The following is a 26,993-nucleotide window of genomic DNA, read 5'->3' as shown; positions in this document are numbered from 1 at the left end:
CCATGTTTGAACGCATCCTCACCATTATTCTGCCGGTCTTTTGCATCATCGCGGTCGGCTATGCCTATACCCGACTGCGCGGCAGCGCAGTCAAGGCCGACATGGCGTCGGTCAATCGCCTCTGCACGGATGTCCTCAGCCCCTTGCTGGTGTTTACCGCAATGGCGGCCAAGGACTTCGACCTGGCCCAGAATGGCATGCTGATCGCCGCCGGCGTACTGATCTCGCTGGGTTCCTGCCTGCTGGCGTGGCCGCTGGCGCGGGCCTTGGGTTACGATGTGCGTACCTTCCTGCCGCCGATGATCTTCAACAATTGCGGCAACATGGGCTTGCCGCTGGCGGCGCTGGCTTTCGGTCAGGCCGGTCTGTCGGCGGCGGTGGCCTTGTTCATGGCATGCAACCTCGTCTATTTTTCTCTCGGCATCAAGATCCTTGCCTCTGGCAAGCCGCAGGCGCAGAACGCCACCTGGCGCTTGTTGCTCAACCCGATGATGCTGGCCATGATGGCCGGACTGGCAGTTTCGCTGGTGCGCATCGACTTGCCGGCACCCTTGTTTCAGGGTCTGAAGATGCTGGGAGAGGCGTCGATTCCTGTCATGTTGTTTGCGCTCGGCGTGCGCATGCGCGACATGACCCTGAAAAGCTGGCAGATCGGCCTGGTCGGCGCTGCCGTCTGTCCGCTCGCGGGACTGGCCGTGGCGTGGGGATTGGACCTGGTGTTGCCGCTGCCGGCGGCGCAGCGCGCCCAGATGTATTTGTTCGCGGCCCTGCCGCCGGCGGTATTTTGCTTCATGATGGCCGAGCGCTACCAGCAGGAGCCGGACAAGGTGGCGTCGATCGTCTTGCTGGGCAATCTGGCGGCGCTGCTGTTCGTGCCGTTTGGTCTCTGGCTGGGCCTGCGCCACTGAGTTTGCCGCAGGCCGCAGGTTGTCGCAGGCGCCTGGTCAGGCAGTCGGCCTGCGCTCGAATCTGCCTGGCGCCATTTGTGCGCCATCGGCGTCGGCAACCGCAACCTGCTCGACTTGTGCCGCCGCCGGGCCGCGCCAGGCCCAGGCAATGATGCCGGCCAATGCATCCGCATCGCCCGCCACCAGCGCTTCCACTGAGCCGTCAAGGCGGTTGCGCACCCATCCCGACAGTCCCAATGCGCGCGCCTCGCGTTCGAACGCCGCGCGGTAGCCCACGCCTTGCACGATGCCGGAGATGCGCAAATGCCTGGCCATGCCATTGCCTTGTGCCGGATTGCTAGGCATCGGCCTGCCGCCTCATCGCTTCTGCAGCAGCGGCGCCAGGTACTTGCCGGTGACGCTGTCCGGATTGGACGCGACATCTTCTGGCGTGCCGGTGGCGATGATGCGGCCGCCGCCGGCGCCACCCTCGGGACCGAGGTCGACCAGCCAGTCGGCGGTCTTGATCACATCCAGGTTGTGCTCGATGATGACGACCGTATTGCCCTGGTCGCGCAGACGGTGGATCACCTTCAGCAGCAGGTCGATGTCGTGGAAATGCAAGCCGGTGGTCGGTTCGTCGAGGATGTAGAGGGTGCGGCCGGTGTCGCGCTTGGATAATTCCAGCGAAAGTTTCACGCGCTGTGCTTCGCCGCCGGACAGGGTAGTGGCGCTCTGGCCCAGCTTGATGTAGCCGAGACCGACATCCAGCAGGGTGTGCAGCTTGCGGGCGATGACTGGCACGGGCCGGAAGAATTCGTGCGCATCCTCGACCGTCATATCCAGCACTTCGGTGATGTTCTTGCCCTTGTATTGCACTTCCAGGGTTTCGCGGTTGTAGCGCTTGCCGTGGCAGACGTCACAGGGCACGTAGACGTCCGGCAGGAAGTGCATCTCGACCTTGATCACGCCGTCGCCCTGGCAGGCTTCGCAGCGCCCGCCCTTGACGTTGAACGAAAAACGCCCGGCCGCGTAGCCGCGTTCCTTGGCAGTCGGCACTGTGGCGAAGAGGTCGCGGATGGGCGTGAACAAGCCGGTGTAGGTGGCCGGATTGGAGCGCGGCGTGCGGCCGATCGGCGCCTGGTCGACGGCGATGACCTTGTCGAAGAATTCGAAGCCGGCAATCGTCTCGAACGGCGCCGGTTCCGCCTGCGAGCCATACAGGTGGCGCGACGCGGCGTTGTACAGGGTATCGTTGACCAGGGTCGATTTGCCCGAGCCGGAGACGCCGGTTACGCAGGTCAGCAAACCGACCGGCAAGCTCAGCGAGACGTTCTTGAGATTGTTGCCGGTGGCGCCAGTGATGACGAACTGCCTGTGCGGATCGGTCGGCGTGCGTTTCTTGGGCACGGCAATGGCGCGCTTGCCGTTGAGGTATTGCGCGGTCAGCGATTTCCTGTTTTTCAGGATATCGGTCAGGCTGCCCTGGGCGATCACGTCGCCGCCGTGCACGCCGGCGCCGATGCCCATGTCGACGATGAAGTCGGCGGCGCGGATGGCGTCCTCGTCGTGTTCGACCACCAGCACGGTATTGCCGATGTCGCGCAAATGCCTGAGGGTGTCGATCAGGCGGTCGTTGTCGCGCTGGTGCAGGCCGATCGAGGGTTCGTCCAGCACGTACATCACGCCGGTCAGGCCGCTGCCGATCTGCGATGCCAGGCGGATGCGCTGCGCTTCGCCGCCCGACAGCGTATCGGCGCTGCGCTCCAGCGACAGATAATCGAGGCCGACATTGTTGAGGAACTTCAGGCGCGAGATGATTTCCTTGATGATGCGGTCGGCGATCTCGCGCTTGGAGCCGGTCAGCTTCAGGCTTTCGAAAAAGGCCAGCGTGTCGCGCAGGGGTGTGGCGGCGACTTCGAAGATGGCGCGCTGCTGGCGGCCAGCGCCGATCTTGACGTGGCGCGCTTCGACCCGCAGGCGCGCGCCGTCACAGGAAGGGCAGGCTTTTTCATTGATGAACTTGGCCAGCTCCTCTTTCACCGCCATCGAGTCGGTTTCGCGATAGCGCCGCTGCAGGTTGTTGACCACGCCTTCGAAGGTGTGTTCGCGCACCACGGTGCGGCCGCGTTCGTTGATGTAGGCAAAGGGGATGGTCTGGCGGCCGGAACCGTACAGGATCACTTGCTGCGCCGGCTCTGGCAACTTTTCGAAAGGCGTGTCGAGGTCGAAGCCGTAATGCTCGGCCAGGCTCGAGAGCATCTGGAAATAGAACTGGTTGCGCCGGTCCCAGCCCTTGATGGCGCCCGAAGCGAGTGAAAGATTGGGGAAGGCGACGATGCGCTTGGGATCGAAGAATTCGATATGGCCGAGACCGTCGCATTCCGGGCAGGCGCCCATCGGGTTATTGAAGGAAAACAGGCGCGGCTCAAGCTCTTGCAGGGAGTAGCCGCAGGTCGGGCAGGCAAACTTGTTGGAATACAGGTGCTCGGCGCCGCCATCCATTTCCAGCGCGATGGCGCGGCCATCGGCCAGGCGCAGGGCGGTTTCGAAACTTTCGGCGAGGCGCTGCTTGATGTCGGCCTTGACCTTGACACGGTCGATCACCACGTCGATGGTGTGCTTTTCGGTTTTCTTCAGCTTCGGCAAGTCATCGGCTTCAACGATCCTTGCCGGCTGGGTGCCGCTCTGCACGCGAAAACGCACGAAGCCTTGCGCCTGCATCGCGGCGAACAGGTCGACATGCTCGCCCTTGCGGTTGGCGACCACGGGTGCCAGGATCATCAGCTTGGTGTCTTCCGGCATCGCCAGCACGGCATCGACCATTTGCGACACCGATTGCGCCGCCAGCGGGTTTTCCGGATGGTCGGGGCAGTAGGGGGTGCCGACCCGCGCATACAGCAGGCGCAGGTAGTCGTGGATCTCGGTGACGGTGCCGACGGTGGAACGTGGATTGTGCGAAGTGGCCTTTTGCTCGATCGAGATCGCCGGCGACAAGCCTTCGATCAGGTCGACATCGGGCTTTTCCATCAATTGCAGGAATTGCCGGGCATAGGCCGAGAGCGATTCGACATAGCGCCGCTGGCCTTCGGCGTACAGTGTGTCGAAGGCCAGCGAAGACTTGCCGGAGCCGGATAGGCCGGTAATCACGATCAACTGGTTGCGCGGAATATCGAGGTTGATATTCTTCAGATTATGCGTGCGCGCGCCGCGAATGCGAATTTCTTCCATGGGATCAATGATTTATTGTGGCGGTGTCAAAGTGGCATTTCAGGGGAACACGGCCGGCAAGTAAGTTGGGTCAACCTGCTACTATAGCGGGTTTTGAAGTGGGCGGTAAAACGCCGGTCGAGTCCTCAATTTATGTCTTTCCAAGATTCTGCAATCGCCAGCGCGCGCATGTCGTCCGTCGAAATTCGTGCCAGCGTATCTTTGGCCGCGATATTCGCCTTGCGCATGCTGGGCCTGTTCCTGATCCTGCCGGTGTTTGCCGAACATGGCAAAACCATGTCCGGCGGCGATAACCTGGCCATGGTCGGTCTCGCGATGGGGATCTACGGCCTGGCGCAGGCGTTTTGCCAGATTCCCTTTGGCGTGGCTTCCGACCGTTACGGCCGCAAGCCCGTGATCATTGTCGGCCTGCTCATGTTTGCCTTCGGTGCGGTGATCGCTGCGCTCGCCAGCGATATCCTGTGGGTGGTGGTCGGGCGCGCATTGCAGGGCGCCGGCGCGATTTCCGCGGCGATTACCGCGCTGATCTCCGACGCCACCCGTGAACAGCACCGCACCAAGGCGATGGCGATGGTGGGCGGATCGATCGGCCTCACCTTCGCGGCGTCCATGGTCGGCGCGCCGCTGCTGTACCAGGCCATCGGCATGAGCGGGATTTTCTGGCTCACGGGCGTGCTTGCGGTGGCGGCGATTGGCGTGGTGCTGTACGTGGTGCCGGCGGTGCCAGTGGTCAAGGCGCGGCGGGTCGCCTTGCCGGAAGTATTGAAAAACCGCGAATTGATGCGCTTGAATGTCGGCGTATTCGTGTTGCACCTGACCCAGGTCGCCATCTTTATGGTGGTGCCGGCGGCGCTGGTGCAGACGCTGGATTTGCCGCTGGCGAGCCACTGGAAAATCTATCTGCCGGTGGTGCTGGCTTCTTTTATCCTGATGCTGCCGCCGATTTTTATCGGCGAAAAGTTGGGCAAAATCAAGCAAATATTTGTTGCAGCGATCATGATGTTGTTGTTTGTGCAACTTGGCTTGTGGTGGTGGCTGACGCAAGCCGGTGGTGCTGCCTGGCTGCTGGTGGGTTTGCTGCTGGTATTTTTTATTGCATTCAATATTCTCGAAGCCAGCCAGCCCTCGCTGGTGTCGCGGATTGCGCCGCCGGCGGCCAAGGGCACGGCGCTGGGCGTCTACAATACCTTGCAATCCCTTGGTTTGTTTTGTGGCGGCGCGCTGGGTGGCTGGCTGGTGCAGCATGCCGGCGGGGTGGCGGTATTCCAGGTGGGTGCCGGACTGACCATGGTCTGGCTTATAATGGCAATTAACATGAAAAATTTGCCACGTCGCGGCCAAGCGGCGGTGGCAGCTTAACAGGAGAAATGCATGGCATCGGTCAACAAAGCTATCATCGTCGGCAACCTCGGACGCGATCCGGAAACGCGTTACATGCCCAATGGCGATGCGGTCACCAACATTGCCGTCGCCACGACTGAGAACTGGAAAGACAAGAATACTGGCGAAAAAAAGGAATTGACCGAGTGGCACCGGATCACCTTTTACCGCAAGCTGGCGGAGATCGCCGGCCAGTATCTGAAAAAAGGTTCGCAAGTCTATGTCGAAGGCCGCCTGCAGACGCGCAAGTGGACCGACAAGGATGGCAACGAGCGTTACACGACTGAAATCATCGCCGACAGTATGCAAATGCTGGGTGGCCGGCAAGGCATGGGCGGCAATGCGCCAGCCGATGACGAGTACGCGCAGGCACCGGCGCGGCAAAGCAGCGGTGGCGGTGGCGGTAGTGCGGCAGCCCGTCCGGCATCCAAGCCGGCACCGAACTTCTCGGACATGGATGACGATATTCCGTTCTAATCGACAATCCCGGAGCCATTCCGGGATTTTTTTTGTTTTCTTTTAATGGGGTCAGAGTCAATTATTGGCTGATCGCCATTAAGTTTCGCATCATACGGCGCTACACGACAGGATTGCTCTCATGGCCCGCCTTCCCCGACTCGTGGTTCCCCATCAACCGCATCATGTGATTCAGCGAGGTAATGATCGCCAGGCAATTTTTCGCGACGATGAAGACTATCGCGCCTTTCTGAAATGGTTGCGTGAAGCTGCGCGGCAATTCAAGGTCGCCCTGCATGCCTATGTCCTGATGCCCAATCACGTGCATTTGCTGGTTTCTCCCGCCGATGCAGCGGGACTGGGGAAAATGATGCAATGGATCGGGCGCTATTATGTTCCCTACTTTAATCATAAATATCAACGGGTTGGTACCCTCTGGCAGGGACGCTACCGGACCAGCGTGATCGATTCGGAGCGCTATTTCATGACCTGTTCGCGCTATATTGAATGCAACCCGGCGCGCGCCGGGCTGGTGGTCGATCCGGCGCGTTATCCGTGGTCCAGTTACATGCACCACATTGGCGTCGTCGCGGACCCCTATATTACGGAACACCCGCTGTACTGGAGCCTGGGGAATACGCCGTTCGAGCGCGAAGCAGCTTACAAGGCGCTGGTGGAGCAGGCACTTACAAGCGAGGAAGTTCAGGCCTTGCAGGATGCCGCTGATACGGGGTGGGCCTTGGGCTCAGCGCAATTCAAGGCAGGTCTGGAGCGGCAGGTGCAACGCCGTGTTCAGCCCGGCAAGCGGGGGCGGCCCCGCAAGGTGGTGGCACCCGATGCGCCAGGGGCGTCAGGCGAGGAAAATAACTAGGATCGAGAGTGTCACTATGGCATGCATTTCGTGCATTGACTCTGTCCCCATTAAAAAATGCCCCGAATTTGTGCATTAATAATTCGACTCTGACCCCATTTTATAGTGGTTGATATATCTTTTGCGCTGCACTATTCTTGGTTTTTGATTCCATGAATAGCGGAGAAGTGTATGCACGCGCAAGGTTTGTACGACCCGGCCAATGAGCACGATGCTTGTGGTGTTGGTTTTATTGCCCATATCAAAGGTAAAAAGAGCCACTCGATCGTTGAGCAGGGTTTGCTGATCCTGAAAAATCTCGACCATCGGGGCGCTGTCGGTGCCGACAAGCTGATGGGCGATGGCGCCGGTATTCTGGTGCAGATTCCCGACCAATACTACCGCGAAGAAATGGCCAAGCAGGGCGTGAAGCTGCCGCCGCCGGGGGAATATGGCGTGGGCATGGTGTTCTTGCCTAAAGAAAATGCTTCGCGCATGGCGTGTGAGCAGGAAATCGAGCGTGCCGTATTGGCTGAAGGCCAGGTCGTGCTCGGCTGGCGCGATGTGCCGGTGGATTTCGACATGCCGATGTCGCCCACCGTGCGCGCCAAGGAACCGATCATTCGCCAGATTTTCATCGGCCGCGGCGCCGACATCATGGTCACCGATGCGCTCGAGCGCAAACTGTATGTCATCCGCAAATCCTCAGGCCACGCAATCCAGGCGCTGAATCTCTTGCACGGCAAGGAATTTTTCGTGCCGTCGATGTCGGCCCGTACCGTCGTCTACAAGGGCTTGCTGCTGGCCGACCAGGTCGGCGTGTATTACAAGGATTTGCAGGATCCGCGCTGCGTCTCTGCGCTGGCACTGGTGCACCAGCGCTTCTCCACCAATACCTTCCCCGAGTGGCCGCTGGCCCACCCGTACCGCCTGCTGGCGCACAATGGCGAGATCAATACCGTCAAGGGCAACTTCAACTGGATGCGCGCGCGCGAAGGCGTGATGAAGTCGGCCGTGCTGGGCGACGACTTGCAAAAGCTGTTCCCGCTGATTTATGAAGGCCAGTCCGACACCGCCAGCTTCGACAATGCGCTCGAACTGCTGGTGATGGCCGGCTACCCGATCGCCCAGGCGATGATGATGATGATCCCGGAAGCCTGGGAAAACCACACGCTGATGGACGACAACCGTCGCGCCTTCTATGAATACCATGCCGCCATGATGGAGCCGTGGGACGGTCCCGCCGCCATGGCCTTCACCGACGGCCGTCACATCGGCGGCACCCTGGACCGCAACGGCTTGCGTCCGGCGCGCTATATCGTCACCGATGACGACCTCGTCGTGATGGCTTCCGAATCGGGCGTGCTGCCGATTCCGGAATCGAAGATCATCCAGAAATGGCGCCTGCAACCGGGCAAGATGTTCCTGATCGACCTCGACGCCGGCCGCATCATCGACGACAAGGAACTGAAGGATACCTACGCCAACGCCAAACCATACAAGCAGTGGATCGATTCGGTGCGCATCAAGCTGGGCGAACTGGACGCCGAGCCGGTCGAGCCGAAATCGGCAGTGCCGCTGCTGGACCTGCAGCAAGCCTTTGGCTACACCCAGGAAGACCTGAAGTTCCTGATGTCGCCGATGGCCGCCACCGGCGAAGAGGCCATCGGCTCCATGGGCAATGACTCGCCGCTGGCCGTCATGTCCAACAAGAACAAGACGCTGTATAACTACTTCAAGCAATTGTTCGCACAAGTGACCAATCCGCCGATCGACCCGATCCGCGAAGCGATGGTGATGTCAGTGGTGTCTTTCATCGGTCCGAAACCGAACCTGCTCGACACCAACAACATCAACCCGCCGATGCGCCTGGAAGTTTCGCAGCCGGTGCTCGACTATGCCGATATCGCCAAGCTGCGCAATATCAGTGCGCATACCGGCGGCAAGTTCAAGTCGCATGAACTGAACATCTGCTACCCGCTGGCCTGGGATAAGGAAGGCATCGAGGCGCGCCTGGCATCGCTGTGCGCCAAGGCCGTCGACGCCGTCAAGTCCGGCCACAACATCCTGATCATTTCCGACCGCAAGGTTGGTCCTGACCAGGTCGCCATTCCCGCCCTGCTGGCCACTTCCGCGATCCATCAGCACCTGGTCGCCAAGGGCTTGCGCACCTCCACCGGCCTGGTGGTGGAAACCGGTTCAGCGCGTGAAACCCACCACTTCGCCCTGCTGGCAGGCTTCGGCGCCGAAGCGGTACACCCGTACCTCGCCCTCGATACGCTGTCCGACATGGCCAAGGGCCTGCCGGGCGACCTGTCGCCGGAAAAAGCCATCTACAACTTCCAGAAAGCCATCGGCAAGGGTTTGATGAAGGTCATGTCCAAGATGGGCATCTCGACCTACATGTCGTACTGTGGCTCGCAGATTTTCGAGGCGATCGGCCTGAATAGCGCGCTGATCGACAAGTATTTCAAGGGCACTGCGTCCAACGTCGAAGGCATTGGCGTGTTCGAACTGGCCGAAGAAGCGCTGCGCCTGCACAAGCTGGCATTCAGCACCGATCCCGTGCTGGCCAATGCGCTGGACGCCGGCGGCGAATACGCCTACCGCGTACGCGGCGAAGACCACATGTGGACGCCGGACGCGATCGCCAAGCTGCAGCATTCGACGCGTTCCAACAACTTCAACACCTACAAGGAATACGCGCAGATCATCAACGATCAGAGCAAGCGCCACATGACCTTGCGCGGCTTGTTCGAGTTCAAGATCGATCCGGCCAAGGCGGTCCCGCTCGATGAAGTGGAGTCGGCCAAGGAAATCGTCAAGCGCTTCGCCACCGGCGCCATGTCGCTCGGCTCGATCTCGACTGAAGCGCACGCCACCCTGGCCATCGCCATGAACCGTATCGGCGGCAAGTCGAATACCGGCGAAGGCGGCGAGGATGATGCACGCTACCGCCAGGAATTGAAAGGCATTCCGATCAAGCAGGGCACCACGCTGGCGGACGTCATCGGCCATGACCAGATCGAAGTCGATACGCCGCTGCTGGCAGGCGATTCGCTGCGCTCGAAGATCAAGCAAGTCGCTTCCGGCCGCTTCGGCGTCACCGCCGAGTACCTGATTTCGGCAGACCAGATCCAGATCAAGATGGCACAGGGCGCCAAGCCCGGTGAAGGTGGTCAGCTGCCGGGCCACAAGGTCACCGAATACATCGCCAAGCTGCGTTTCTCGGTGCCGGGCGTCGGCCTGATTTCGCCGCCGCCGCACCACGACATTTACTCGATCGAGGATCTGGCGCAGCTGATCCATGACCTGAAAAACGTCAATCCGCAAGCCTCGATTTCGGTCAAGCTGGTCTCCGAAGTCGGCGTCGGCACGGTCGCTGCCGGTGTGGCAAAAGCCAAGGCCGATCACGTCGTGGTCGCCGGCCATGATGGCGGCACGGGCGCATCTCCGCTGTCGTCGGTCAAGCATGCCGGTTCGCCCTGGGAACTCGGCCTTGCCGAAACCCAGCAGACCCTGGTGCTGAACGGCCTGCGCGGCCGCATCCGCGTGCAGACTGATGGCCAGATCAAGACCGGCCGCGACGTCGTCATCGGCGCGCTGCTGGGCGCCGACGAATTCGGCTTCGCCACCGCACCGCTGGTGGTCGAGGGCTGCATCATGATGCGCAAGTGCCACCTGAACACTTGCCCGGTCGGTGTCGCCACGCAAGACCCGGTGCTGCGCGCGCGCTTCTCCGGCAAGCCCGAGCATGTGGTGAACTACTTCTTCTTCATCGCTGAAGAAGTGCGCCAGATCATGGCGCAGCTGGGCATCCGCAAGTTCGACGACCTGATCGGCCGCGCCGACCTGCTCGACAAAGCCCGTGCGATCTCGCACTGGAAAGCCAAGGGCCTGGATTTCTCGAAGATTTTCCACCTGCCCGAAGTCGCTGCCGACGAGCCGCGCTTCCACGTCGATGTCCAGGAGCACGGCCTCGAAAAAGCGCTCGATCACAAGCTGATCGCCCAGGCGAAAGCCGCACTGGAAAAAGGCGAGAAAGTCTCCTTCATCTCGCCGGTGAAAAACGTCAATCGCACCGTCGGCGCCATGCTGTCGGGCGAAGTGGCCAAGCGTTATGGTCACGAAGGCCTGCCTGACGACACCATTCACATCCAGTTGCAAGGCACCGCAGGCCAATCGGCTGGCGCTTTCCTTGCGCATGGCATCACGCTGGACTTGGTGGGCGAAGGTAATGACTACGTCGGCAAGGGCTTGTCGGGCGGCCGCATCATCGTGCGTCCGAACACCGAATTCCGCGGCCGCGCGGTTAACAACATCATCAGCGGCAACACCTTGCTGTATGGCGCCATCGCCGGTGAAGCCTTCTTCAACGGCGTGGCCGGCGAGCGTTTCGCCGTGCGCAATTCCGGTGCCACCACCGTGGTGGAGGGCACCGGCGACCATGGCTGCGAATACATGACCGGCGGTACCGTGGTCGTGCTGGGCGCCACCGGCCGCAACTTCGCGGCAGGCATGTCGGGCGGCATCGCCTATGTGTACAACCCGGAAGGCGACTTTGCCGGCAAGTGCAACATGGCGATGGTCACGCTGGAGCCGGTATTGTCGACGGCAGAGCAGGAAACCACGATCGACCGCGCCTACTGGCACAGCACGCTGCGCAATGGCGAAAAGCTGAGCGATGAAGCGATCCTGAAAGGCTTGATCGAGCGGCACTTCAAGCATACCGGCAGCACGCGTGCGCGCAACCTGCTCGATGACTGGGCCAATGCCCGCAGCAAATTCGTCAAGGTGTTCCCGACCGAGTACAAGCGGGCCCTGGGCGAAATGCATGCTGCCGCCCAGGCCAAGGAAAAGGCCGTCGCCTAAGGCTTGAACCTGCAGGCGAGGGCGGCTGGCTGCCCTCGCCAACATCCCCGAATCATGGCAAGGGCACCGCGTGCCCGCCAAACGCATAAAGAAGGAAGAACATGGGAAAAGTAACCGGTTTTCTGGAATTCCAACGCTTGCAGGAAGCAAGCGAAGCGCCTAAGTCGCGCATGAAACATTACAAGGAATTTACCGTCCATTTGAGCGATGCCGCCGCCAAGGTGCAAGGCGCGCGCTGCATGGATTGCGGCATTCCGTTCTGTAACAATGGATGTCCGGTCAACAACATCATCCCCGACTGGAATGACCTGGTCTATCATGGCAATTACCGCCAGGCGCTCGATACGCTGCATTCGACCAACAACTTCCCGGAATTTACCGGCCGCATTTGCCCGGCGCCCTGCGAAGCTGCGTGCACGCTCGGCATTAACAGCGACGCCGTCGGCATCAAGTCGATCGAGCATTTCATCATCGACAAGGGCTGGGAAAATGGCTGGGTCACGCCGCAGCCGGCAACAAGCAAGACCGGCAAGAAAGTCGCCGTGGTCGGTGCCGGCCCGGCGGGTCTTGCCGCTGCCCAGCAACTGGCGCGCGCCGGTCACGACGTCACCGTCTTCGAAAAGAATGACCGCGTCGGCGGCTTGCTGCGTTATGGCATTCCCGACTTCAAGATGGAAAAGTCGCACATCGACCGCCGCGTCGAGCAAATGAAAGCCGAGGGCGTGACTTTTCGTACCGGTGTATTGGTCGGCAAGGATTTTCCCGCCAATGTCCTCAACTGGGCCAAGGAAACCATTTCGCCGGAACAGCTGGACAAGGAATTCGACGCTGTCGTGATTGCAGGTGGTGCCGAAAACCCGCGCGACCTGCCGGTGCCCGGCCGTGAATTGAAGGGCGTGCATTTCGCCATGGAATTCCTGCCGCTGCAAAACAAGGTCAACGCCGGCGACAAGCTGAAAGACCAGATCCTGGCCACCGGCAAGCACGTGGTGGTGATCGGCGGCGGCGACACCGGTTCCGATTGCGTCGGTACTTCCAACCGCCATGGCGCCGTCGGCGTGACCCAGTTCGAACTGATGCCGACCCCGCCGGAAGAGGAAAACAAGCCGCTGGTGTGGCCGTACTGGCCGTACAAGCTGCGTACCTCGTCTTCGCATGAAGAAGGCTGCGAGCGCGACTGGGCCGTGACCACCAAGCGCCTGGAAGGCAAGAACGGCAAGGTCGAAAAGCTGATCGCTGCCCGTGTCGAGTGGAAAGATGGCAAGATGGTTGAAGTGCCAGGTTCCGAATTCGAAATCAAGGCCGACCTGGTGCTGCTGGCCATGGGCTTCGTCTCGCCTGTTGCGCAAGTGCTGGATGCCTTTGGCGTCGACAAGGATGCGCGCGGCAATGCCAGGGCCACCACTGACGGCGAAGCTTGCTACCAGACCTCGGTACCGAAAGTCTTTGCCGCCGGCGACATGCGTCGCGGCCAGTCACTGGTGGTATGGGCGATCCGCGAGGGTCGCCAGTGTGCCCGTGCAGTCGACGAGTATCTGATGGGCAGTTCGGTGTTGCCACGGTAATGGATCGCCGCGCTTCAGCCCGCAGGCTGAAGCGATTTGCGCTGTACGCCCACTCCAGTAGTGGGCGTTTTTGTCAGAGCAACAAGAATAGCCATGTTTTTCACGAAAACATGATAAAAATCGCAAGGAAATCCAGTTAAACCGTGTTGTATCCGGTCCCAGTGAGCAGCAGAGGCAAGGGTTTCTGCTCTACAATCTCACTAATTAACCAATTCGTCATTTAAAAATTCGTGCCTGACTTCGTAGAAATTCGCGACGTGCATTTCGGCTATGGAGAGCGGAGCATCCTCTCCGGCCTCAACATGGCTTTCCCGCGCGGCAAGGTGGTGGCAGTCATGGGAGGTTCCGGCTCCGGCAAAACCACCATCCTGCGCCTGATCGGCGGCCAGTTGCAGCCAAAAACAGGCTCGGTGACGGTCGATGGCCAGTCGGTGCATGCGCTCGACTCCGCCAGCTTGTACGCCTTGCGTCGCAAGATGGGCATGCTGTTCCAGCACGGCGCCTTGTTCACCGACTTGACGGTGCTGGAAAACGTCGCCTTTCCCTTGCGCGAGAATACCGATTTGCCGGAAGAGTTGATCCACGACCTGGTCTTGCTGAAGCTGCAGGCGGTTGGCTTGCGCAACGCCGCAAACCTGAAGCCGGCGGAGATTTCCGGCGGCATGGCGCGCCGCGTCGCACTGGCGCGGGCGATTGCACTCGATCCGCAGTTGATCATGTATGACGAGCCATTTGCCGGTCTCGACCCGATCTCGATGGGCGTCACTGCCAACCTGATCCGCACCCTGAACGATGCCCTCGGCTCTACCTCGATCCTGGTGTCGCACGATGTGCACGAATCGTTTTCGATTGCCGATTACGTGTATTTCCTGTCGAATGGCACGATCGTGGCGCAGGGCACGCCGAACGAGATGCGCGCCTCGTCTGATCCTTACGTCAAGCAATTCGTGCATGCTGAAGCGGATGGGCCGGTGCCTTTCCATTACCCCGGCAAATCGCTCGCCGACTCGCTCGGACTGGAGCGTGGCCGATGATCCTCGACCTCATTAGTGTCCTGGGCCGCATCCTGCGCGTCTATGTCGGTAACCTCGGCTACGCGACACGCCTGTTTTTCGCCACCCTGGGGGCCTCGCTGGCATTGTGGCGGCGGCCGCGCCTGGTGGTGAGCCAGTTATTTTTCATCGGCAATCACTCGATGGTGATCATTGCCGTGTCCGGTTTGTTCGTTGGCTTCGTGCTTGGCTTGCAAGGGTATTACACCCTCAACCGTTACGGTTCCGAACAGGCACTCGGCTTGCTGGTTGCGCTCTCGCTGGTGCGTGAACTGGGGCCAGTGGTGACGGCATTGTTGTTTGCCGGCCGTGCCGGGACGTCTCTGACGGCGGAAATCGGTTTGATGAAGGCTGGCGAACAACTTGCAGCAATGGAGATGATGGCGGTTGATCCGTTGCGACGGGTGATCGCCCCGCGCTTTGTCGCCGGCGTGATCGCCATGCCGCTGCTGGCAGCAATTTTCAGCGCAGTCGGCATCCTCGGCGGTTATATCGTTGGCGTGCAATTGATCGGTGTCGATGAGGGCGCCTTCTGGTCGCAAATGCAGGGAGGCGTCGATGTCTGGAAGGATATCTTCAACGGTGTCCTGAAAAGCCTGGTATTCGGCTTTGCGGTGACCTTCATTGCCTTGTACCAGGGTTATGAAGCACAGCCGACCCCGGAAGGCGTGGCGCGGGCAACCACCCGCACCGTCGTGACCGCTTCCCTGACGGTATTGTGGCTGGATTTCCTGATGACTGCGCTGATGTTCAATTGAGCCGTGCCCGGTTGATGCGAAATGAAATTCAATAAAAAAAGTGAAATTGCTTATCTAAAGTAGTCTAATTATTATGCAAAGAAAATCTTTTGACCTGTGGGTCGGCTTGTTTGTCTTGACGGGTGCCGTGGCCTTGTTGTTCCTGGCTTTAAAAGCGGGCAACATGAGCACGTTCTCGTTTGAGAAAACGTATTCTGTCGTCACTAAATTCGACAATATTGGTGGTTTGAAGCCGCGCGCGCCCGTCAAGAGCGCCGGCGTGGTGATCGGGCGCGTGGCCGAGATCAAATTCGATGACAAGAGTTTTCAGGCAATGGTCACCTTGGAGCTGGAAAACCGTTATCAGTTTCCCAAGGATAGCTCCGCCAAGATCCTGACTTCGGGGTTGTTGGGAGAGCAATATATTGGCCTGGAACCGGGCGGCGATACCGTTAATCTGGCCGCCGGCGACCGCATCAAGATGACCCAGTCTGCCATCGTGCTGGAAAACCTCATCAGTCAATTTCTCTTCAGCAAAGCCGCTGAAGGTGAGGAGAAAAAATGATGAACAGATATTCCCATAGAGTCAGCGCCGTGGCTGTTGCCATTGCCCTGACCGGTTGTGCCAGCAGTCCGCATGATCCGCTGGAAGGCTTCAACCGCGCCATGTTCACGTTTAACGATACGCTCGACAAGGCGGCCCTCACGCCTGCCGCGAAGGCCTACCAGGCTGCCTTGCCGTCATTTGTGCAAACCGGCATCGGCAATTTCTTCGGTAATCTGGGGGATGTTTGGACTGGCGTGAATAATTTCCTGCAAGGCAAAATCGAAGCCGGCGCCCAGGACGTGGTCCGTGTCACGGCCAACTCGACTTTGGGCGTGCTGGGCTTGTTCGATATCGCCTCGGACGCCGGCGTGCCCAAGCATTCAGAGGATTTCGGTCAAACCCTGGGGAGCTGGGGCGTGCCTTCCGGCCCGTATGTAGTGCTGCCTTTCTTCGGCGCTTCGACCGTACGCGACACCGCGGCCTTGCCGCTGGATATTTATGGCGATCCCTGGACTTACAAGGAGCCGTTGCGTTGGCGTAACACCGGCACCGTGCTGCGGCTGGTCGACCGCCGCGCGTCCTTGCTGGATGCCTCCAATCTGCTGGAGGATGCGGCCCTTGACCGCTACCAGTTTGTCCGTGATGCTTATATGCAAAGGCGCCTGAGCCAGGTCTACGATGGCGATCCGCCTGCTAACGGCAACAATGGCAAGGAAGACCGGGACAGCCAGGAGTAAGGGTGCCGGCGTGCGTGGCGTGTGTGGCGTGTGCCAGGGACAGCGCGTTCGGGGCCGCTAAGGCATAATATGGCAATCGGCCCTCGGGGCTCTGCAGAAGGTAGATGACTATGTTGAAAAAAATACTGACGATGATGCTTGCCAGCGCTGCGTTTGCCTTGAGCGGCATTGCCGCCGCGCAGGAAGCGCCGGATGCGCTGGTCAAGCGGATCAGTGCTGAAGTGCTGGATGCCGCCAATAGTGATAAGGATCTTCAGGGCGGGAATCACAAGAAAGTGCTGGCCCTGGTTGAAGCCAAGATTTTGCCGCACGTCGATTTCCAGCGCATGACTGCCCTTGCTGCCGGACGTTACTGGCGCCAGGCTACGCCCGAGCAACAACAGCGCCTGTCTGAAGAATTTCGCGACCTGCTGATCTACACCTACTCGGGTGCGATTGCCCAGGTCAACGACATGAGGCTTGAATTCAAGCCTGTGCGTGCCGAGCCGTCGGATACGGAAGTGGAAGTGCGCTCGCAAGTTCTGCGGCCGCGCGGCGAACCGATCCAGCTCAACTACCGCCTCGAAAAACAGGCGGCCGGCTGGAAAATCTATGATGTCAACGTCCTGGGCGCCTGGCTGGTGGAATCGTACAAAAGCAGCTTCGCTACCGAGATCGGCAAAAATGGCATCGATGGCCTGATCAAGGTATTGGACGAGAAGAACAAGCGTCTGGCTGATGCGGCGGCCAAGCCAGCCAAGAATTCCTGATTTCCAGATTTCCTGAGACGCCGAGCCAGCATGTTTCGTCCCACCTCGCCATTGAATGTCGACACCGCCAAGGCTATTTATCAGGCCGGGCTGGCGGCTATCTGTGCGGGGCAAACCAGCATCGACCTGACGGACCTGGTTCAGGCCGATTCCAGCGCGGTGGCGGCATTGGTGGGTTGGCAACGCGCAGCCTTGCGTCAAGGCAGCGCTCTTGTTTTTACCAATCTGTCACCGAATTTGCGCAGCCTGGCTGCGCTATATGGCGTGGCGGAATTGTTGCCACACCATTGAAGCTCTGACCAGACTTTCTTGTTGTCAGCATTCTGCGGCCTGAAGGCCGGAAATCCCCTATAATCAAGGGTTTCGCCAAGGTACGCCGTCGCCGGCAAGCCGACGGCGCCCTATGCAGGAAGCGCATCAGCCATCATGGCGGCAATCCAGATCACCAATGTTAAAAAAGGCTACCAGTCAGTGCAAGCGCTGGCGGGCGTCTCGCTGTCGATCGCACAAGGCGAATTCTTCGGCTTGCTCGGGCCGAACGGCGCCGGCAAGACCACGCTGATTTCCATCATCGCCGGCCTGAACCGCGCCGACAGCGGCAGCGTCAGTATCCATGGCCACGATGTCGTGCGCGATTACCGCCAGGCGCGCCGCATGCTCGGCGTGGTGCCGCAGGAACTGGTGTTCGACCCCTTCTTCACGGTGCGCGAAACCCTGCGCATGCAATCCGGCTACTTCGGCCTGAAGAATAACGACGCCTGGATCGACGAAGTGATGCACCATCTCGACTTGACCGGCAAGGCTGAGGCCAACATGCGCGCGCTGTCCGGCGGCATGAAGCGGCGCGTGCTGGTAGCGCAGGCGCTGGTGCACAAGCCGCCGGTGATCGTGCTGGATGAGCCGACCGCCGGTGTCGATGTCGAATTGCGCCAGACTTTGTGGCAATTCATCGGCCGCCTGAATCGCGAAGGCCATACCGTGGTGCTGACCACCCATTACCTGGAAGAGGCGCAAGCCCTGTGCAACCGCGTCGCCATGCTCAAGGCTGGCCAGGTGGTTGCGCTGGATACCACCGCCGCCCTGATCAAGCGCATCTCCGGCTCGCAACTGGTGCTCAGCTTGTCGCAAGGGCACTTGCCCGACAGTCTGAAGTCCCTGGTGACCCACCCGGAAGAGTTGCTCGGCGGCCGCAAATATACCCTGCGCGTGACGGACTACGCCGAGGTCGAGCCGATCCTGGCACGCCTGCGCGAAGCCGGCGCGCGCATTGAAGACATGCAGTTGCAGCAGGCGGATCTGGAAGATGTTTTCATCCAGATCATGGAGGGCGAGAAATGATCGGTTTCCAGACCCTGTTTTACAAGGAAATCCTGCGTTTCTGGAAAGTGGCGACGCAAACCATTACCGCGCCGATCCTGACGGCCATGCTCTACCTGCTGATCTTCGGCCATGTGCTCGAAGCGTATGTGCAGGTTTATGACCGCATCAGCTATACCGCATTCCTGGTGCCGGGCCTGGTGATGATGAGCGTGCTGCAAAACGCCTTTGCCAATTCCTCGTCCTCGCTGATCCAGTCCAAGATCACCGGCAACCTGGTGTTCGTCCTGTTGCCGCCGCTGTCGCACTGGGAACTGTTCGGCGCCTACGTACTGGCCGCTGCGGTGCGCGGGCTGGCGGTTGGCGTCGGCGTGTTCGCCATCACCGCCTGGTTTACCGAACTGTCCTTCGCTGCGCCCTGGTGGATCGTCATATTCGGCTTGCTCGGCGCCGCCATCCTCGGCACCATGGGACTGATCGCCGGCATCTGGGCGGAAAAATTCGACCAACTGGCGGCCTTTCAGAATTTCCTGATCATGCCGGCGACCTTCCTGGCGGGCGTGTTCTATTCGATCCATTCGCTGCCGCCATTCTGGCAAACGGTCTCGCACTTCAACCCGTTCTTTTACATGATCGACGGTTTCCGCTACGGCTTTTTCGGCCAGTCGGATGTCGATCCATTGCTGAGTTTCGCCATTGTCGGCGTGTTTTTCCTGGTGGTGGCAGGCATCGCCATCGGCTTGCTGAAAACCGGCTACAAGCTGCGTCACTGATCTGCGTCACTGAGCGCGTTATTAATTGTGTCATCCAACACGGCTACTTGAGGAACTGAAATCATGCTGCCCACCCCGGAACTGGTAAAGAGCTACATCGCTGCCGGCCTCGATTGCACCCACGTGGAGGTCGAAGGCGACGGCCAGCATTTCACAGCCGTCATCGTTGCCGAAGCCTTCGCCGGCAAGCGCCCGATCCAGCGCCATCAGCTGGTGTATGCCGCCCTCGGCGACCGCATGAAGGCGGAAATCCACGCCTTGTCGATGAAAACCCTGACGCCGCAAGAGTACAAGAACAATGGATAAGTTACTGATTACAGGCGGCAAGCGCCTGGCTGGCGAGATCGCCATTTCCGGCGCCAAGAATGCCGCGCTGCCGATCCTGTGCGCCGGCCTGCTGAGCGCCGACACGGTGCAGTTGTCGAACGTGCCGCACTTGCAGGATGTGGCCACCATGCTCAAGTTGCTGCGCCAGATGGGCCTGGGCATCGAGCAGGATGGCGACCGGATTGCCCTGAATGGCGGCGCCATCGACAAGCTGGAAGCGCCTTATGAAATGGTGAAAACCATGCGCGCCTCGATCCTGGTGCTGGGCCCCTTGCTGGCGCGCTTCGGCGAAGCAAAAGTATCGCTGCCGGGCGGCTGCGCGATCGGCTCGCGCCCGGTGGACCAGCACATCAAGGGCCTGCAGGCGATGGGCGCGGAAATCACCATCGAGGCGGGCTACATCCACGCCCGCGCCAAGAAGCTCAAGGGCGCGCGCATCACCACTGACATGATCACCGTCACCGGCACCGAAAACCTGCTGATGGCAGCGACCCTGGCCGAAGGCGAGACGGTGCTGGAAAACGCCGCGCGCGAGCCGGAAGTGACCGACCTGGCCAACCTGCTGGTGGCCATGGGCGCGAAGATCGACGGCGTCGGCACCGACCGCCTGGTAATCCAGGGCGTGGACAGGCTGCATGGCGCCAGCCATGCGGTGATCGCCGACCGCATCGAGACCGGCACCTTCCTGTGCGCGGTGGCGGCGGCCGGCGGCGACATTACCCTGACCAACACCCGTGCCGATATCCTCGACGTGGTGCTGGAGCGGCTGCGCGAAGCTGGCGTGATCCTCACCTTCGGCCCGGACTGGATCCGCGCGCAAATGGCGGCGCGGCCGAAGGCGGTGAGTTTTCGCACCACCGAATATCCTGGCTTCCCGACCGACATGCAGGCGCAGTTCATGGCGCTCGATAGCATCGCCGAAGGCGTCGGACGCATCAGCGAGACGATTTTCGAAAACCGTTTCATGCATGTGCAGGAGCTCAACCGCCTCGGTGCCGCCATCGAGATCGACGGCCACACCGCGCTGGTCAAGGGCGTCGAAAAGCTGGTCGGCGCGCCGGTGATGGCGACCGATCTGCGCGCTTCGGCCTCGCTGGTGATTGCGGCGCTGGCGGCGCAGGGGCAGACACTGGTGGACCGCATCTATCACCTGGATCGCGGCTACGACCGCATGGAAGTCAAGCTGTCGGCCGTGGGCGCCGATATCGTGAGGGTGAAATGATGGAACAGCAACTGACGCTGGCCTTGTCCAAGGGCCGCATTTTCGAGGAAACCCTGCCATTGTTGCAGGCGGCCGGCATCACGGTGACGGAAGATCCGGAAAGCTCGCGCAAGCTGATCCTGCCGACCAACGACCCGCAGGTGCGCGTGATCATCGTGCGCGCCTCCGACGTGCCGACTTATGTGCAGTACGGCGCCGCCGATTTCGGCGTGGCCGGCAAGGACGTGTTGCTGGAGCATGGCGGCGAAGGCCTGTACCAGCCGATCGACCTGAATATCGCCAAATGCCGCATGTCGGTGGCGGTGCAGGCCGGTTTCGACTACGCCAGCGCGGTGCGCCACGGCGCCCGTCTGCGCGTGGCGACCAAGTACGTGCAATGCGCGCGCGAGCATTTCGCCGCCAAGGGCGTGCATGTCGACCTGATCAAGCTGTACGGCTCGATGGAACTGGCACCGCTGGTCGGCTTGTCGGATGCCATCGTCGACCTGGTCAGCAGCGGCGGCACGCTGCGCGCCAACAACCTGGTCGAGGTCGAGCACATCATGCCGATCTCGTCGCGCCTGGTGGTCAACCAGGCGGCATTGAAACTCAAGCGCGAGCGGCTGCAGCCGATCCTGGCCGCCATCGAGCGCGCCTCGCAAGGAAACAATTGATCGCGCAGGCCAAGCTGCGCCGGAAAACGCCATGACTATCCAGATCCGCACCCTCGATTCCGCCCAGGCCGATTTCAGGCAGCAGCTGGCCCATGTGCTCGCCTTCGAAGCTGCCGAGGATGAGGCGATCGACCGCGCCGCTGCGACGATTCTCGCCGCAGTCAAGACGCGCGGCGATGCCGCCGTTCTCGAGTACACCAACAAATTCGACCGCTTGCAGGCGGGCAGCGTTGCTGCCCTTGAAATCCCGCGTGCGCAATTGCTGGCGGCGCTGGAAGCTTTGCCGGCATCGCGCCGCGGCGCCCTGCAAACCGCCGCCGACCGCGTGCGCGCCTATCACGAGCGGCAAAAGATCGAATGCGGCTCGGCCGGTTTCAGCTATACCGAAGCCGACGGCACCGTGCTGGGGCAGAAAGTCACGCCGCTGGACCGCGTCGGCATCTACGTCCCGGGCGGCAAGGCCGCCTATCCCTCTTCTGTGTTGATGAATGCCATTCCCGCCAAGGTGGCCGGCGTCGCCGATGTCATCATGGTGGTGCCGACCCCGGATGGCATCAAGAACCCGCTGGTGCTGGCCGCCGCCGCAATCGCCGGCGTCGACCGGGTCTTCACCATCGGCGGCGCACAAGCTGTCGGCGCGCTGGCCTACGGCACCGACACCATCCCCGCCGTGGACAAGATCGTCGGCCCCGGCAACGCCTATGTGGCGGCAGCCAAGCGGCGTGTGTTCGGCGTGGTCGGCATCGACATGATCGCCGGGCCGTCGGAGATTCTGGTGTTGTGCGACGGCAGCACCGACCCCGACTGGATCGCCATGGACCTGTTTTCGCAGGCCGAGCATGACGAACTGGCGCAATCCATCCTGCTGTGCCCTGACGCCGCCTATATTGATCGAGTGCAGGCCAGCATCGACAAGCTGATCGGCGACATGCCGCGCCAGGAAGTCATCCGTACTTCGCTGACCAACCGCGGCGCCCTGGTCAAGGTGCGCGACATGGCAGAAGCCTGCGAGATCGCCAATTTCATCGCCGCCGAACACCTGGAAATCTCGGCTGCCGAACCGCAGCGCTGGGCCGACCTGATCCGCCATGCCGGCGCGATGTTTCTCGGCCGTTATTCTTCCGAAGCGCTGGGCGACTATTGCGCCGGCCCGAACCACGTGCTGCCGACATCGCGCACCGCGCGGTTTTCCTCGCCGCTGGGCGTGTACGACTTCCAGAAGCGTTCCAGCATGATCCACGTCAGCGAAGCCGGCGCGCAAACGCTGGGCAAGGTGGCGGCCGAGCTGGCGTACGGCGAAGGCCTGCAGGCGCATGCGCGCTCGGCCGAGTACCGCCTGAAATGAACTGCCCGCAGAGCAACAGGTGCGCCAGGATGTCCGCGTGAGCGCCTGGCTGAACCAGATTTACTGCGAGGATGCGCTGGCCGGCATGGCGCGCATCGACGATGCTTCCGTGGACCTGATCCTTGCCGACCCGCCATATGGTTTGGGCAAGGATTACGGCAACGATTCCGACAAGCTTGATACCGAAGCGTATCTGGCCTGGATGCAGGCATGGATCGATATCGCCCTGCCCAAGTTGAAAGCCACCGGCAGCCTGTATATCTTCCTGACCTGGCGTTATTCGCCGGAAGTGTTCGTGATGCTCAAGCAGCGCCTGACCATGGTCAATGAAATCATCTGGGACCGGCGCGTACCGTCGATGGGCGGCAGCACCCGGCGCTTTTCATCGGTGCACGACACCATCGGCTTTTTCGCCAGGTCGCGGGATTATTATTTCGACGTCGACGCCGTGCGCATCCCCTACGACGAGCAAACCAAGAAAGCCCGTACGCGCTCGATTTTCGTCGGCGCCAAGTGGCTGGAGATGGGTTACAACCCCAAGGATGTCTGGAGCGTGTCGCGCCTGCACCGCGAGCACCGCGAGCGCGCCGATCATCCTACCCAGAAGCCGCTGGAGATCATCGAGCGCATGATCAAGGCATCCTGTCCGCCGGGCGGCGTGGTGCTGGATCCCTTCATGGGCAGCGGCACCACGGCGGTGGCGGCGAAGCGCTGCGGGCGCAACTTCGTCGGCTTCGAATTGAATCCCGATTACTGCGACTTGATCCAGCGCAGGCTGGACGACTTGCCGGCAGAGCCGGCAGCGACGGAGCAGGTACAGTGAGGCTGGGCCGCATGACGGCGGGACAGGATTTTTTTGTTGTTGTCCATGCAAGGCCGGGTGGGGCAAACGCAGGGGATTGCCAACTATCCGGCCGCGCGCAGAATTCCAGCCGAAAATATGGGTAAAATGCTCGCATAATTATTGTCTGTTACGGAAAGCCATGTCCAAGCAACGCAGCGCGGAAGTGACGCGCGACACCAACGAGACGCAAATCCGCGTCGCCATCAACCTCGACGGCAGCGGACAGCAAAAGCTGAATACCGGCGTGCCCTTCCTCGACCACATGCTCGACCAGATCGCCCGTCACGGCCTGATCGACCTCGACATCGAAGCCAGGGGCGATTTGCACATCGACGCCCATCACACCGTCGAGGATGTCGGCATCACGCTTGGTCAGGCGGTGGCGAAAGCGATCGGCGACAAGAAAGGCATCCGCCGCTACGGCCACGCCTACGTGCCGCTGGACGAGGCGCTGTCGCGGGTGGTGGTAGATTTTTCCGGCCGTCCCGGCCTCGAATACCACCTGCCGTTCACGCGTTCGATGATCGGCGCTTTCGATGTCGACCTGACCCGCGAATTTTTCCAGGGCTTCGTCAACCATGCCCTGGTGACGCTGCATATCGATAACCTGCGCGGCGACAATGCCCACCACCAGTGCGAAACGGTGTTCAAGGCATTCGGCCGCGCCCTGCGCATGGCGGCGGAGCTCGATGCCCGCGCCGCCGGCACGATTCCCTCGACCAAGGGCAGCTTGTAAAAAACGGATGATGCCGATTTGGATCGGCGTCGCGCTTGAAGCTTTATCATGAACAAAATTGTAGTGGTGGATTACGGCATGGGCAACTTGCGCTCGGTAGCGCAGGCCTTGCGTCATGCTGCGCCCGAGGCCGATGTGCGGATCTCGGGTGATGTGGCTGACATTCGCAGTGCCGACCGGCTGGTTTTGCCGGGGCAGGGAGCGATGCCCGATTGCATGCGCAACCTGCGCGAATCTGGCGTGCAGGAAGCCGTGCTGGAGGCAGCGCGCAGCAAGCCCCTGTTTGGCGTATGCGTTGGCGAGCAAATGCTGTTCGACTGGAGCGAGGAGGGCGATACGCCCGGGCTCGGCCTGTTGCCAGGCAAGGTCGTGCGTTTCCGCCTGGAGGGCCAGTCGCAGCCCGATGGTTCGCGCTACAAGGTGCCGCAAATGGGCTGGAACCGGGTCAGGCAGTCTCTGTCACACCCGTTATGGCAAGGTATCGCCGACGACAGTTATTTCTATTTCGTGCACAGTTACTACGCCGTGCCGGATGATCCGGCGCATATCGCTGGACAGACGGAATATGGCAATCTGTTCACCTGTGCGATTGCCCGGGATAATATTTTCGCAACGCAATTTCATCCGGAAAAAAGCGCAGCCGCAGGTTTGCGCCTGTACAAGAATTTCGTTGACTGGAAACCGTAAATTCCATTGTTGCCCACCTTAACTTAACAACCACAAACTACCCGCTAGCCATGCTGCTCATACCCGCTATCGATCTCAAGGACGGTCACTGCGTTCGCCTGAAACAAGGCGACATGGACCAGGCCACCGTGTTTTCCGATGACCCCGCCCAGATGGCGCGGCATTGGCTACAGCAGGGCGCGCGTCGCCTGCATCTGGTGGACCTGAATGGCGCCTTTGCCGGCACGCCGAAGAATGCCGCTGCGGTGAAATCCATCATCCGCGCGGTGCAGGATTTCGCCACTGAAAACGATATCGAGGAAATCCCCATTCAGCTGGGTGGCGGCATCCGCGACCTCGACACCATCGAACGCTACCTCGATGGCGGCCTGTCCTACGTCATCATCGGCACCGCCGCCGTGAAAAGCCCCGGCTTCCTGCACGATGCCTGCAGCGCCTTCCCCGGCCAGATCATCGTCGGCCTGGACGCCAAGGATGGCAAGGTGGCCACCGACGGCTGGAGCAAGCTGACCGGCCATGAAGTCATCGACCTGGCAAAGAAGTTCGAGGATTATGGCGTTGAGTCCATCATCTATACGGACATCGGCCGCGACGGCATGATGGGTGGCGTCAACATCGAAGCCACCGTCAAGCTGGCGCAAAGCATGACGATCCCGGTCATCGCTTCCGGCGGCGTGCACAGCATCAAGGATGTCGAAGCCCTGTGTGCGGTAGAGTTCGAAGGCATCGAGGGCGTGATCTGCGGCCGCTCGATTTACGAAGGTACGCTCGACCTGCGCAGCGCCCAGGAGCGCGCCGACGAACTGAGCGACGCGGAATAAAAGCGGAATCATTGAAACAACAAGTATCAAGGTTAAACGAAGCAGATCATGGCGCTGGCTAAACGCATCATTCCCTGCCTGGATGTCACGGCGGGCCGTGTCGTCAAGGGCATCAATTTCCTCGAGCTGCGCGATGCCGGCGATCCTGTCGAGATCGCCCGTCGCTACGACGACCAGGGCGCAGACGAAATCACTTTCCTCGACATCACCGCAACTTCCGACGAGCGCGACCTGATCCTGCACATCATCGAAGCGGTTGCTTCCCAGGTATTCATTCCGCTGACGGTCGGCGGCGGCGTGCGCGCGGTCGAGGACGTGCGGCGCCTGTTGAACGCCGGCGCCGACAAGGTCAGCATGAACAGCGCTGCGGTAGCCAACCCGCAGCTGGTCTACGAGTCCGCGCAAAAATATGGCTCGCAATGCATCGTCGTGGCGATCGACGCCAAGCAGAGCGGCGACGGCCGCTGGGAAGTCTTCACCCATGGCGGACGCAAGGGCACCGGCCTGGATGTGGTCGAATGGGCGCAAAAAATGGAACAGCTGGGCGTGGGCGAACTGCTGTTGACCAGCATGGACCGCGACGGCACCAAGAGCGGCTTCGACTTGGCCCTGACGCGCGCGGTGTCCGACGCCGTCAATGTGCCGGTGATCGCCTCCGGCGGCGTCGGCGGCCTGCAGGACCTGGCCGACGGCATCAGGCTGGGGCACGCCGATGCGGTGCTGGCTGCCAGCATTTTCCATTACGGCCAGCATACGGTCGGCGAAGCCAAGCGCTTCATGGCAGAACAAGGCATACCGGTGAGGCTGGCATGAGCGCCAACGACAAGTGGCTGAACCATGTCAAGTGGGACGAACATGGGCTGGTGCCGGTGATCGCCCAGGAAGTCGGCAGCAATGACGTGCTGATGTTTGCCTGGATGAATCGCGATGCCCTGGCCAGGACGGTCGAGCTGGGCGAGGCGGTGTACTGGAGCCGTTCGCGCAAGAAGCTGTGGCACAAGGGCGAGGAATCCGGCCACACCCAGAAAGTCCATGAAATCCGCCTCGATTGCGACCAGGACGTGGTGCTGCTGAAGGTGACGCAAGCCGGCAGCATCGCCTGCCATACCGGCCGCCATTCCTGTTTCTTTGAAAAGCTCGAAGGCGGCGGCGAATGGCGCGCGGTCGAGCCGGTCCTGAAAGATCCGGACAGTATCTACAAGTGA

Annotated in this window: 26 protein-coding genes; 24 read left to right on the top strand and 2 right to left on the bottom strand. The window is 60.9% G+C overall.

From position 1 onward, the window contains the following. The first annotated feature begins 2 nt into the window (after nucleotides 1-2). Nucleotides 3-908, top strand: a complete 906-nt coding sequence (locus D3878_RS12725) for an AEC family transporter (protein WP_199688273.1) — start codon at nucleotides 3-5, stop codon at nucleotides 906-908. A gap of 36 nt (nucleotides 909-944) precedes the next feature. On the opposite strand, the gene D3878_RS12720 is transcribed toward D3878_RS12725, so the two are convergent. Both D3878_RS12720 and uvrA read right to left on the bottom strand, forming a co-directional pair. Beyond that, nucleotides 945-1,253, bottom strand: coding sequence for an acylphosphatase (locus D3878_RS12720; protein ID WP_233556324.1), 309 nt, complete (start codon nucleotides 1,251-1,253; stop codon nucleotides 945-947). Nucleotides 1,254-1,265: 12 nt separating this feature from the next. Beyond that, entirely contained in the window at nucleotides 1,266-4,118 is a 2,853-nt protein-coding gene (gene uvrA, locus D3878_RS12715) for an excinuclease ABC subunit UvrA (protein ID WP_119785837.1), read from the bottom strand. A 168-nt stretch (nucleotides 4,119-4,286) separates the two neighbouring features. Here uvrA and D3878_RS12710 point away from each other — a divergent pair, with 168 nt between their 5' ends. From D3878_RS12710 to hisI, 23 genes are all read left to right on the top strand, one after another. Continuing rightward, on the top strand, nucleotides 4,287-5,477 hold the full coding sequence (locus D3878_RS12710; protein WP_119787872.1) for an MFS transporter: 1,191 nt from the start codon (nucleotides 4,287-4,289) through the stop codon (nucleotides 5,475-5,477). 12 nt (nucleotides 5,478-5,489) lie between these two features. Next, complete coding sequence (gene ssb, locus D3878_RS12705; RefSeq protein ID WP_119785836.1) at nucleotides 5,490-5,975, top strand: single-stranded DNA-binding protein; 486 nt, start codon at nucleotides 5,490-5,492, stop codon at nucleotides 5,973-5,975. Nucleotides 5,976-6,096: 121 nt separating this feature from the next. Next, on the top strand, nucleotides 6,097-6,825 hold the full coding sequence (locus tag D3878_RS12700; RefSeq protein WP_119785835.1) for a transposase: 729 nt from the start codon (nucleotides 6,097-6,099) through the stop codon (nucleotides 6,823-6,825). A 171-nt stretch (nucleotides 6,826-6,996) separates the two neighbouring features. Next, nucleotides 6,997-11,676 (top strand): glutamate synthase-related protein, encoded by a 4,680-nt coding sequence (locus tag D3878_RS12695; RefSeq protein WP_119785834.1) that lies wholly within the window; start codon nucleotides 6,997-6,999, stop codon nucleotides 11,674-11,676. Nucleotides 11,677-11,777: 101 nt separating this feature from the next. Next, nucleotides 11,778-13,241 carry a glutamate synthase subunit beta gene (locus tag D3878_RS12690; RefSeq protein WP_119785833.1) on the top strand — a complete coding sequence of 488 codons (1,464 nt, stop codon included), beginning with the start codon at nucleotides 11,778-11,780 and terminating at the stop codon, nucleotides 13,239-13,241. A 230-nt stretch (nucleotides 13,242-13,471) separates the two neighbouring features. Further along, the gene (locus tag D3878_RS12685) at nucleotides 13,472-14,275 is read left to right on the top strand and encodes an ABC transporter ATP-binding protein (protein WP_119785832.1); all 804 of its coding nucleotides are present in this window, start codon (nucleotides 13,472-13,474) and stop codon (nucleotides 14,273-14,275) included. Then, on the top strand, nucleotides 14,272-15,051 hold the full coding sequence (gene mlaE, locus D3878_RS12680; RefSeq protein WP_119785831.1) for a lipid asymmetry maintenance ABC transporter permease subunit MlaE: 780 nt from the start codon (nucleotides 14,272-14,274) through the stop codon (nucleotides 15,049-15,051). Before D3878_RS12685 ends, mlaE begins: the two co-directional genes overlap by 4 nt. Nucleotides 15,052-15,124: 73 nt before the next feature. Further along, nucleotides 15,125-15,595 carry an outer membrane lipid asymmetry maintenance protein MlaD gene (mlaD, locus tag D3878_RS12675; RefSeq protein ID WP_119785830.1) on the top strand — a complete coding sequence of 157 codons (471 nt, stop codon included), beginning with the start codon at nucleotides 15,125-15,127 and terminating at the stop codon, nucleotides 15,593-15,595. Beyond that, nucleotides 15,592-16,314, top strand: coding sequence for an MlaA family lipoprotein (locus D3878_RS12670; RefSeq protein ID WP_119785829.1), 723 nt, complete (start codon nucleotides 15,592-15,594; stop codon nucleotides 16,312-16,314). Before mlaD ends, D3878_RS12670 begins: the two co-directional genes overlap by 4 nt. A gap of 104 nt (nucleotides 16,315-16,418) precedes the next feature. Then, a complete protein-coding gene (locus tag D3878_RS12665) occupies nucleotides 16,419-17,063 on the top strand; it encodes an MlaC/ttg2D family ABC transporter substrate-binding protein (RefSeq protein ID WP_119785828.1) in 645 nt (214 codons plus the stop codon). A gap of 30 nt (nucleotides 17,064-17,093) precedes the next feature. Next, nucleotides 17,094-17,354 carry an STAS domain-containing protein gene (locus D3878_RS12660; protein ID WP_119785827.1) on the top strand — a complete coding sequence of 87 codons (261 nt, stop codon included), beginning with the start codon at nucleotides 17,094-17,096 and terminating at the stop codon, nucleotides 17,352-17,354. 135 nt (nucleotides 17,355-17,489) lie between these two features. Continuing rightward, the gene (locus D3878_RS12655; protein ID WP_119785826.1) at nucleotides 17,490-18,401 is read left to right on the top strand and encodes an ABC transporter ATP-binding protein; all 912 of its coding nucleotides are present in this window, start codon (nucleotides 17,490-17,492) and stop codon (nucleotides 18,399-18,401) included. Then, nucleotides 18,398-19,153: an ABC transporter permease gene (locus D3878_RS12650; RefSeq protein ID WP_119785825.1), complete on the top strand. Its 756-nt coding sequence runs from the start codon at nucleotides 18,398-18,400 to the stop codon at nucleotides 19,151-19,153. The genes D3878_RS12655 and D3878_RS12650 overlap by 4 nt, the downstream gene beginning before the upstream one ends. Before the next feature lie 63 nt (nucleotides 19,154-19,216). Next, nucleotides 19,217-19,459 carry a BolA family protein gene (locus tag D3878_RS12645; RefSeq protein ID WP_119785824.1) on the top strand — a complete coding sequence of 81 codons (243 nt, stop codon included), beginning with the start codon at nucleotides 19,217-19,219 and terminating at the stop codon, nucleotides 19,457-19,459. Then, complete coding sequence (gene murA / locus D3878_RS12640; protein ID WP_119785823.1) at nucleotides 19,452-20,702, top strand: UDP-N-acetylglucosamine 1-carboxyvinyltransferase; 1,251 nt, start codon at nucleotides 19,452-19,454, stop codon at nucleotides 20,700-20,702. The genes D3878_RS12645 and murA overlap by 8 nt, the downstream gene beginning before the upstream one ends. Continuing rightward, nucleotides 20,702-21,355, top strand: a complete 654-nt coding sequence (hisG, locus tag D3878_RS12635) for an ATP phosphoribosyltransferase (RefSeq protein WP_119785822.1) — start codon at nucleotides 20,702-20,704, stop codon at nucleotides 21,353-21,355. The genes murA and hisG overlap by 1 nt, the downstream gene beginning before the upstream one ends. A gap of 31 nt (nucleotides 21,356-21,386) precedes the next feature. Beyond that, the gene (hisD, locus tag D3878_RS12630; RefSeq protein ID WP_119785821.1) at nucleotides 21,387-22,700 is read left to right on the top strand and encodes a histidinol dehydrogenase; all 1,314 of its coding nucleotides are present in this window, start codon (nucleotides 21,387-21,389) and stop codon (nucleotides 22,698-22,700) included. Between the two features lie 85 nt (nucleotides 22,701-22,785). Continuing rightward, entirely contained in the window at nucleotides 22,786-23,523 is a 738-nt protein-coding gene (locus tag D3878_RS12625; protein ID WP_119787871.1) for a DNA-methyltransferase, read from the top strand. A gap of 160 nt (nucleotides 23,524-23,683) precedes the next feature. Beyond that, on the top strand, nucleotides 23,684-24,280 hold the full coding sequence (gene hisB, locus D3878_RS12620) for an imidazoleglycerol-phosphate dehydratase HisB (protein WP_119785820.1): 597 nt from the start codon (nucleotides 23,684-23,686) through the stop codon (nucleotides 24,278-24,280). A 48-nt stretch (nucleotides 24,281-24,328) separates the two neighbouring features. Beyond that, nucleotides 24,329-24,967, top strand: a complete 639-nt coding sequence (hisH, locus tag D3878_RS12615) for an imidazole glycerol phosphate synthase subunit HisH (protein WP_119785819.1) — start codon at nucleotides 24,329-24,331, stop codon at nucleotides 24,965-24,967. 50 nt (nucleotides 24,968-25,017) lie between these two features. Next, complete coding sequence (gene hisA / locus D3878_RS12610) at nucleotides 25,018-25,788, top strand: 1-(5-phosphoribosyl)-5-[(5-phosphoribosylamino)methylideneamino]imidazole-4-carboxamide isomerase (protein WP_119785818.1); 771 nt, start codon at nucleotides 25,018-25,020, stop codon at nucleotides 25,786-25,788. Between the two features lie 48 nt (nucleotides 25,789-25,836). Further along, nucleotides 25,837-26,601, top strand: a complete 765-nt coding sequence (hisF, locus tag D3878_RS12605; protein WP_119785817.1) for an imidazole glycerol phosphate synthase subunit HisF — start codon at nucleotides 25,837-25,839, stop codon at nucleotides 26,599-26,601. Next, a complete protein-coding gene (gene hisI, locus D3878_RS12600; protein WP_119785816.1) occupies nucleotides 26,598-26,993 on the top strand; it encodes a phosphoribosyl-AMP cyclohydrolase in 396 nt (131 codons plus the stop codon). Before hisF ends, hisI begins: the two co-directional genes overlap by 4 nt.

The organism is Noviherbaspirillum sedimenti (assembly GCF_003590835.1).
GTDB classification, from domain to species: Bacteria; Pseudomonadota; Gammaproteobacteria; order Burkholderiales; family Burkholderiaceae_D; genus Paucimonas; species Paucimonas sedimenti.
The sequence above is the reverse complement of the archived record's forward strand: the minus strand, read 5'-3'. Positions and strand labels throughout refer to the sequence as shown.

Bases quoted from the DNA above. Each gene is read 5' to 3' on its own strand.
- hisI (WP_119785816.1), top strand. From the start codon at position 26,598: ATGAGCGCCAACGACAAGTGGCTGAACCATGTCAAGTGGGACGAACAT.
- D3878_RS12665 (WP_119785828.1), top strand. From the start codon at position 16,419: ATGACTATGTTGAAAAAAATACTGACGATGATGCTTGCCAGCGCTGCG.
- hisF (WP_119785817.1), top strand. From the start codon at position 25,837: ATGGCGCTGGCTAAACGCATCATTCCCTGCCTGGATGTCACGGCGGGC.
- mlaD (WP_119785830.1), top strand. From the start codon at position 15,125: ATGCAAAGAAAATCTTTTGACCTGTGGGTCGGCTTGTTTGTCTTGACG.
- D3878_RS12650 (WP_119785825.1), top strand. From the start codon at position 18,398: ATGATCGGTTTCCAGACCCTGTTTTACAAGGAAATCCTGCGTTTCTGG.
- murA (WP_119785823.1), top strand. From the start codon at position 19,452: ATGGATAAGTTACTGATTACAGGCGGCAAGCGCCTGGCTGGCGAGATC.
- uvrA (WP_119785837.1), bottom strand. From the start codon at position 4,118: ATGGAAGAAATTCGCATTCGCGGCGCGCGCACGCATAATCTGAAGAAT.
- hisB (WP_119785820.1), top strand. From the start codon at position 23,684: ATGTCCAAGCAACGCAGCGCGGAAGTGACGCGCGACACCAACGAGACG.
- D3878_RS12700 (WP_119785835.1), top strand. From the start codon at position 6,097: ATGGCCCGCCTTCCCCGACTCGTGGTTCCCCATCAACCGCATCATGTG.
- hisH (WP_119785819.1), top strand. From the start codon at position 24,329: ATGAACAAAATTGTAGTGGTGGATTACGGCATGGGCAACTTGCGCTCG.
- hisA (WP_119785818.1), top strand. From the start codon at position 25,018: ATGCTGCTCATACCCGCTATCGATCTCAAGGACGGTCACTGCGTTCGC.
- D3878_RS12725 (WP_199688273.1), top strand. From the start codon at position 3: ATGTTTGAACGCATCCTCACCATTATTCTGCCGGTCTTTTGCATCATC.
- D3878_RS12655 (WP_119785826.1), top strand. From the start codon at position 17,490: ATGGCGGCAATCCAGATCACCAATGTTAAAAAAGGCTACCAGTCAGTG.
- D3878_RS12625 (WP_119787871.1), top strand. From the start codon at position 22,786: ATGGCGCGCATCGACGATGCTTCCGTGGACCTGATCCTTGCCGACCCG.
- D3878_RS12720 (WP_233556324.1), bottom strand. From the start codon at position 1,253: ATGCCTAGCAATCCGGCACAAGGCAATGGCATGGCCAGGCATTTGCGC.
- D3878_RS12645 (WP_119785824.1), top strand. From the start codon at position 19,217: ATGCTGCCCACCCCGGAACTGGTAAAGAGCTACATCGCTGCCGGCCTC.
- mlaE (WP_119785831.1), top strand. From the start codon at position 14,272: ATGATCCTCGACCTCATTAGTGTCCTGGGCCGCATCCTGCGCGTCTAT.
- hisG (WP_119785822.1), top strand. From the start codon at position 20,702: ATGGAACAGCAACTGACGCTGGCCTTGTCCAAGGGCCGCATTTTCGAG.
- D3878_RS12710 (WP_119787872.1), top strand. From the start codon at position 4,287: ATGTCGTCCGTCGAAATTCGTGCCAGCGTATCTTTGGCCGCGATATTC.
- D3878_RS12660 (WP_119785827.1), top strand. From the start codon at position 17,094: ATGTTTCGTCCCACCTCGCCATTGAATGTCGACACCGCCAAGGCTATT.
- D3878_RS12670 (WP_119785829.1), top strand. From the start codon at position 15,592: ATGATGAACAGATATTCCCATAGAGTCAGCGCCGTGGCTGTTGCCATT.
- ssb (WP_119785836.1), top strand. From the start codon at position 5,490: ATGGCATCGGTCAACAAAGCTATCATCGTCGGCAACCTCGGACGCGAT.
- D3878_RS12690 (WP_119785833.1), top strand. From the start codon at position 11,778: ATGGGAAAAGTAACCGGTTTTCTGGAATTCCAACGCTTGCAGGAAGCA.
- D3878_RS12695 (WP_119785834.1), top strand. From the start codon at position 6,997: ATGCACGCGCAAGGTTTGTACGACCCGGCCAATGAGCACGATGCTTGT.
- hisD (WP_119785821.1), top strand. From the start codon at position 21,387: ATGACTATCCAGATCCGCACCCTCGATTCCGCCCAGGCCGATTTCAGG.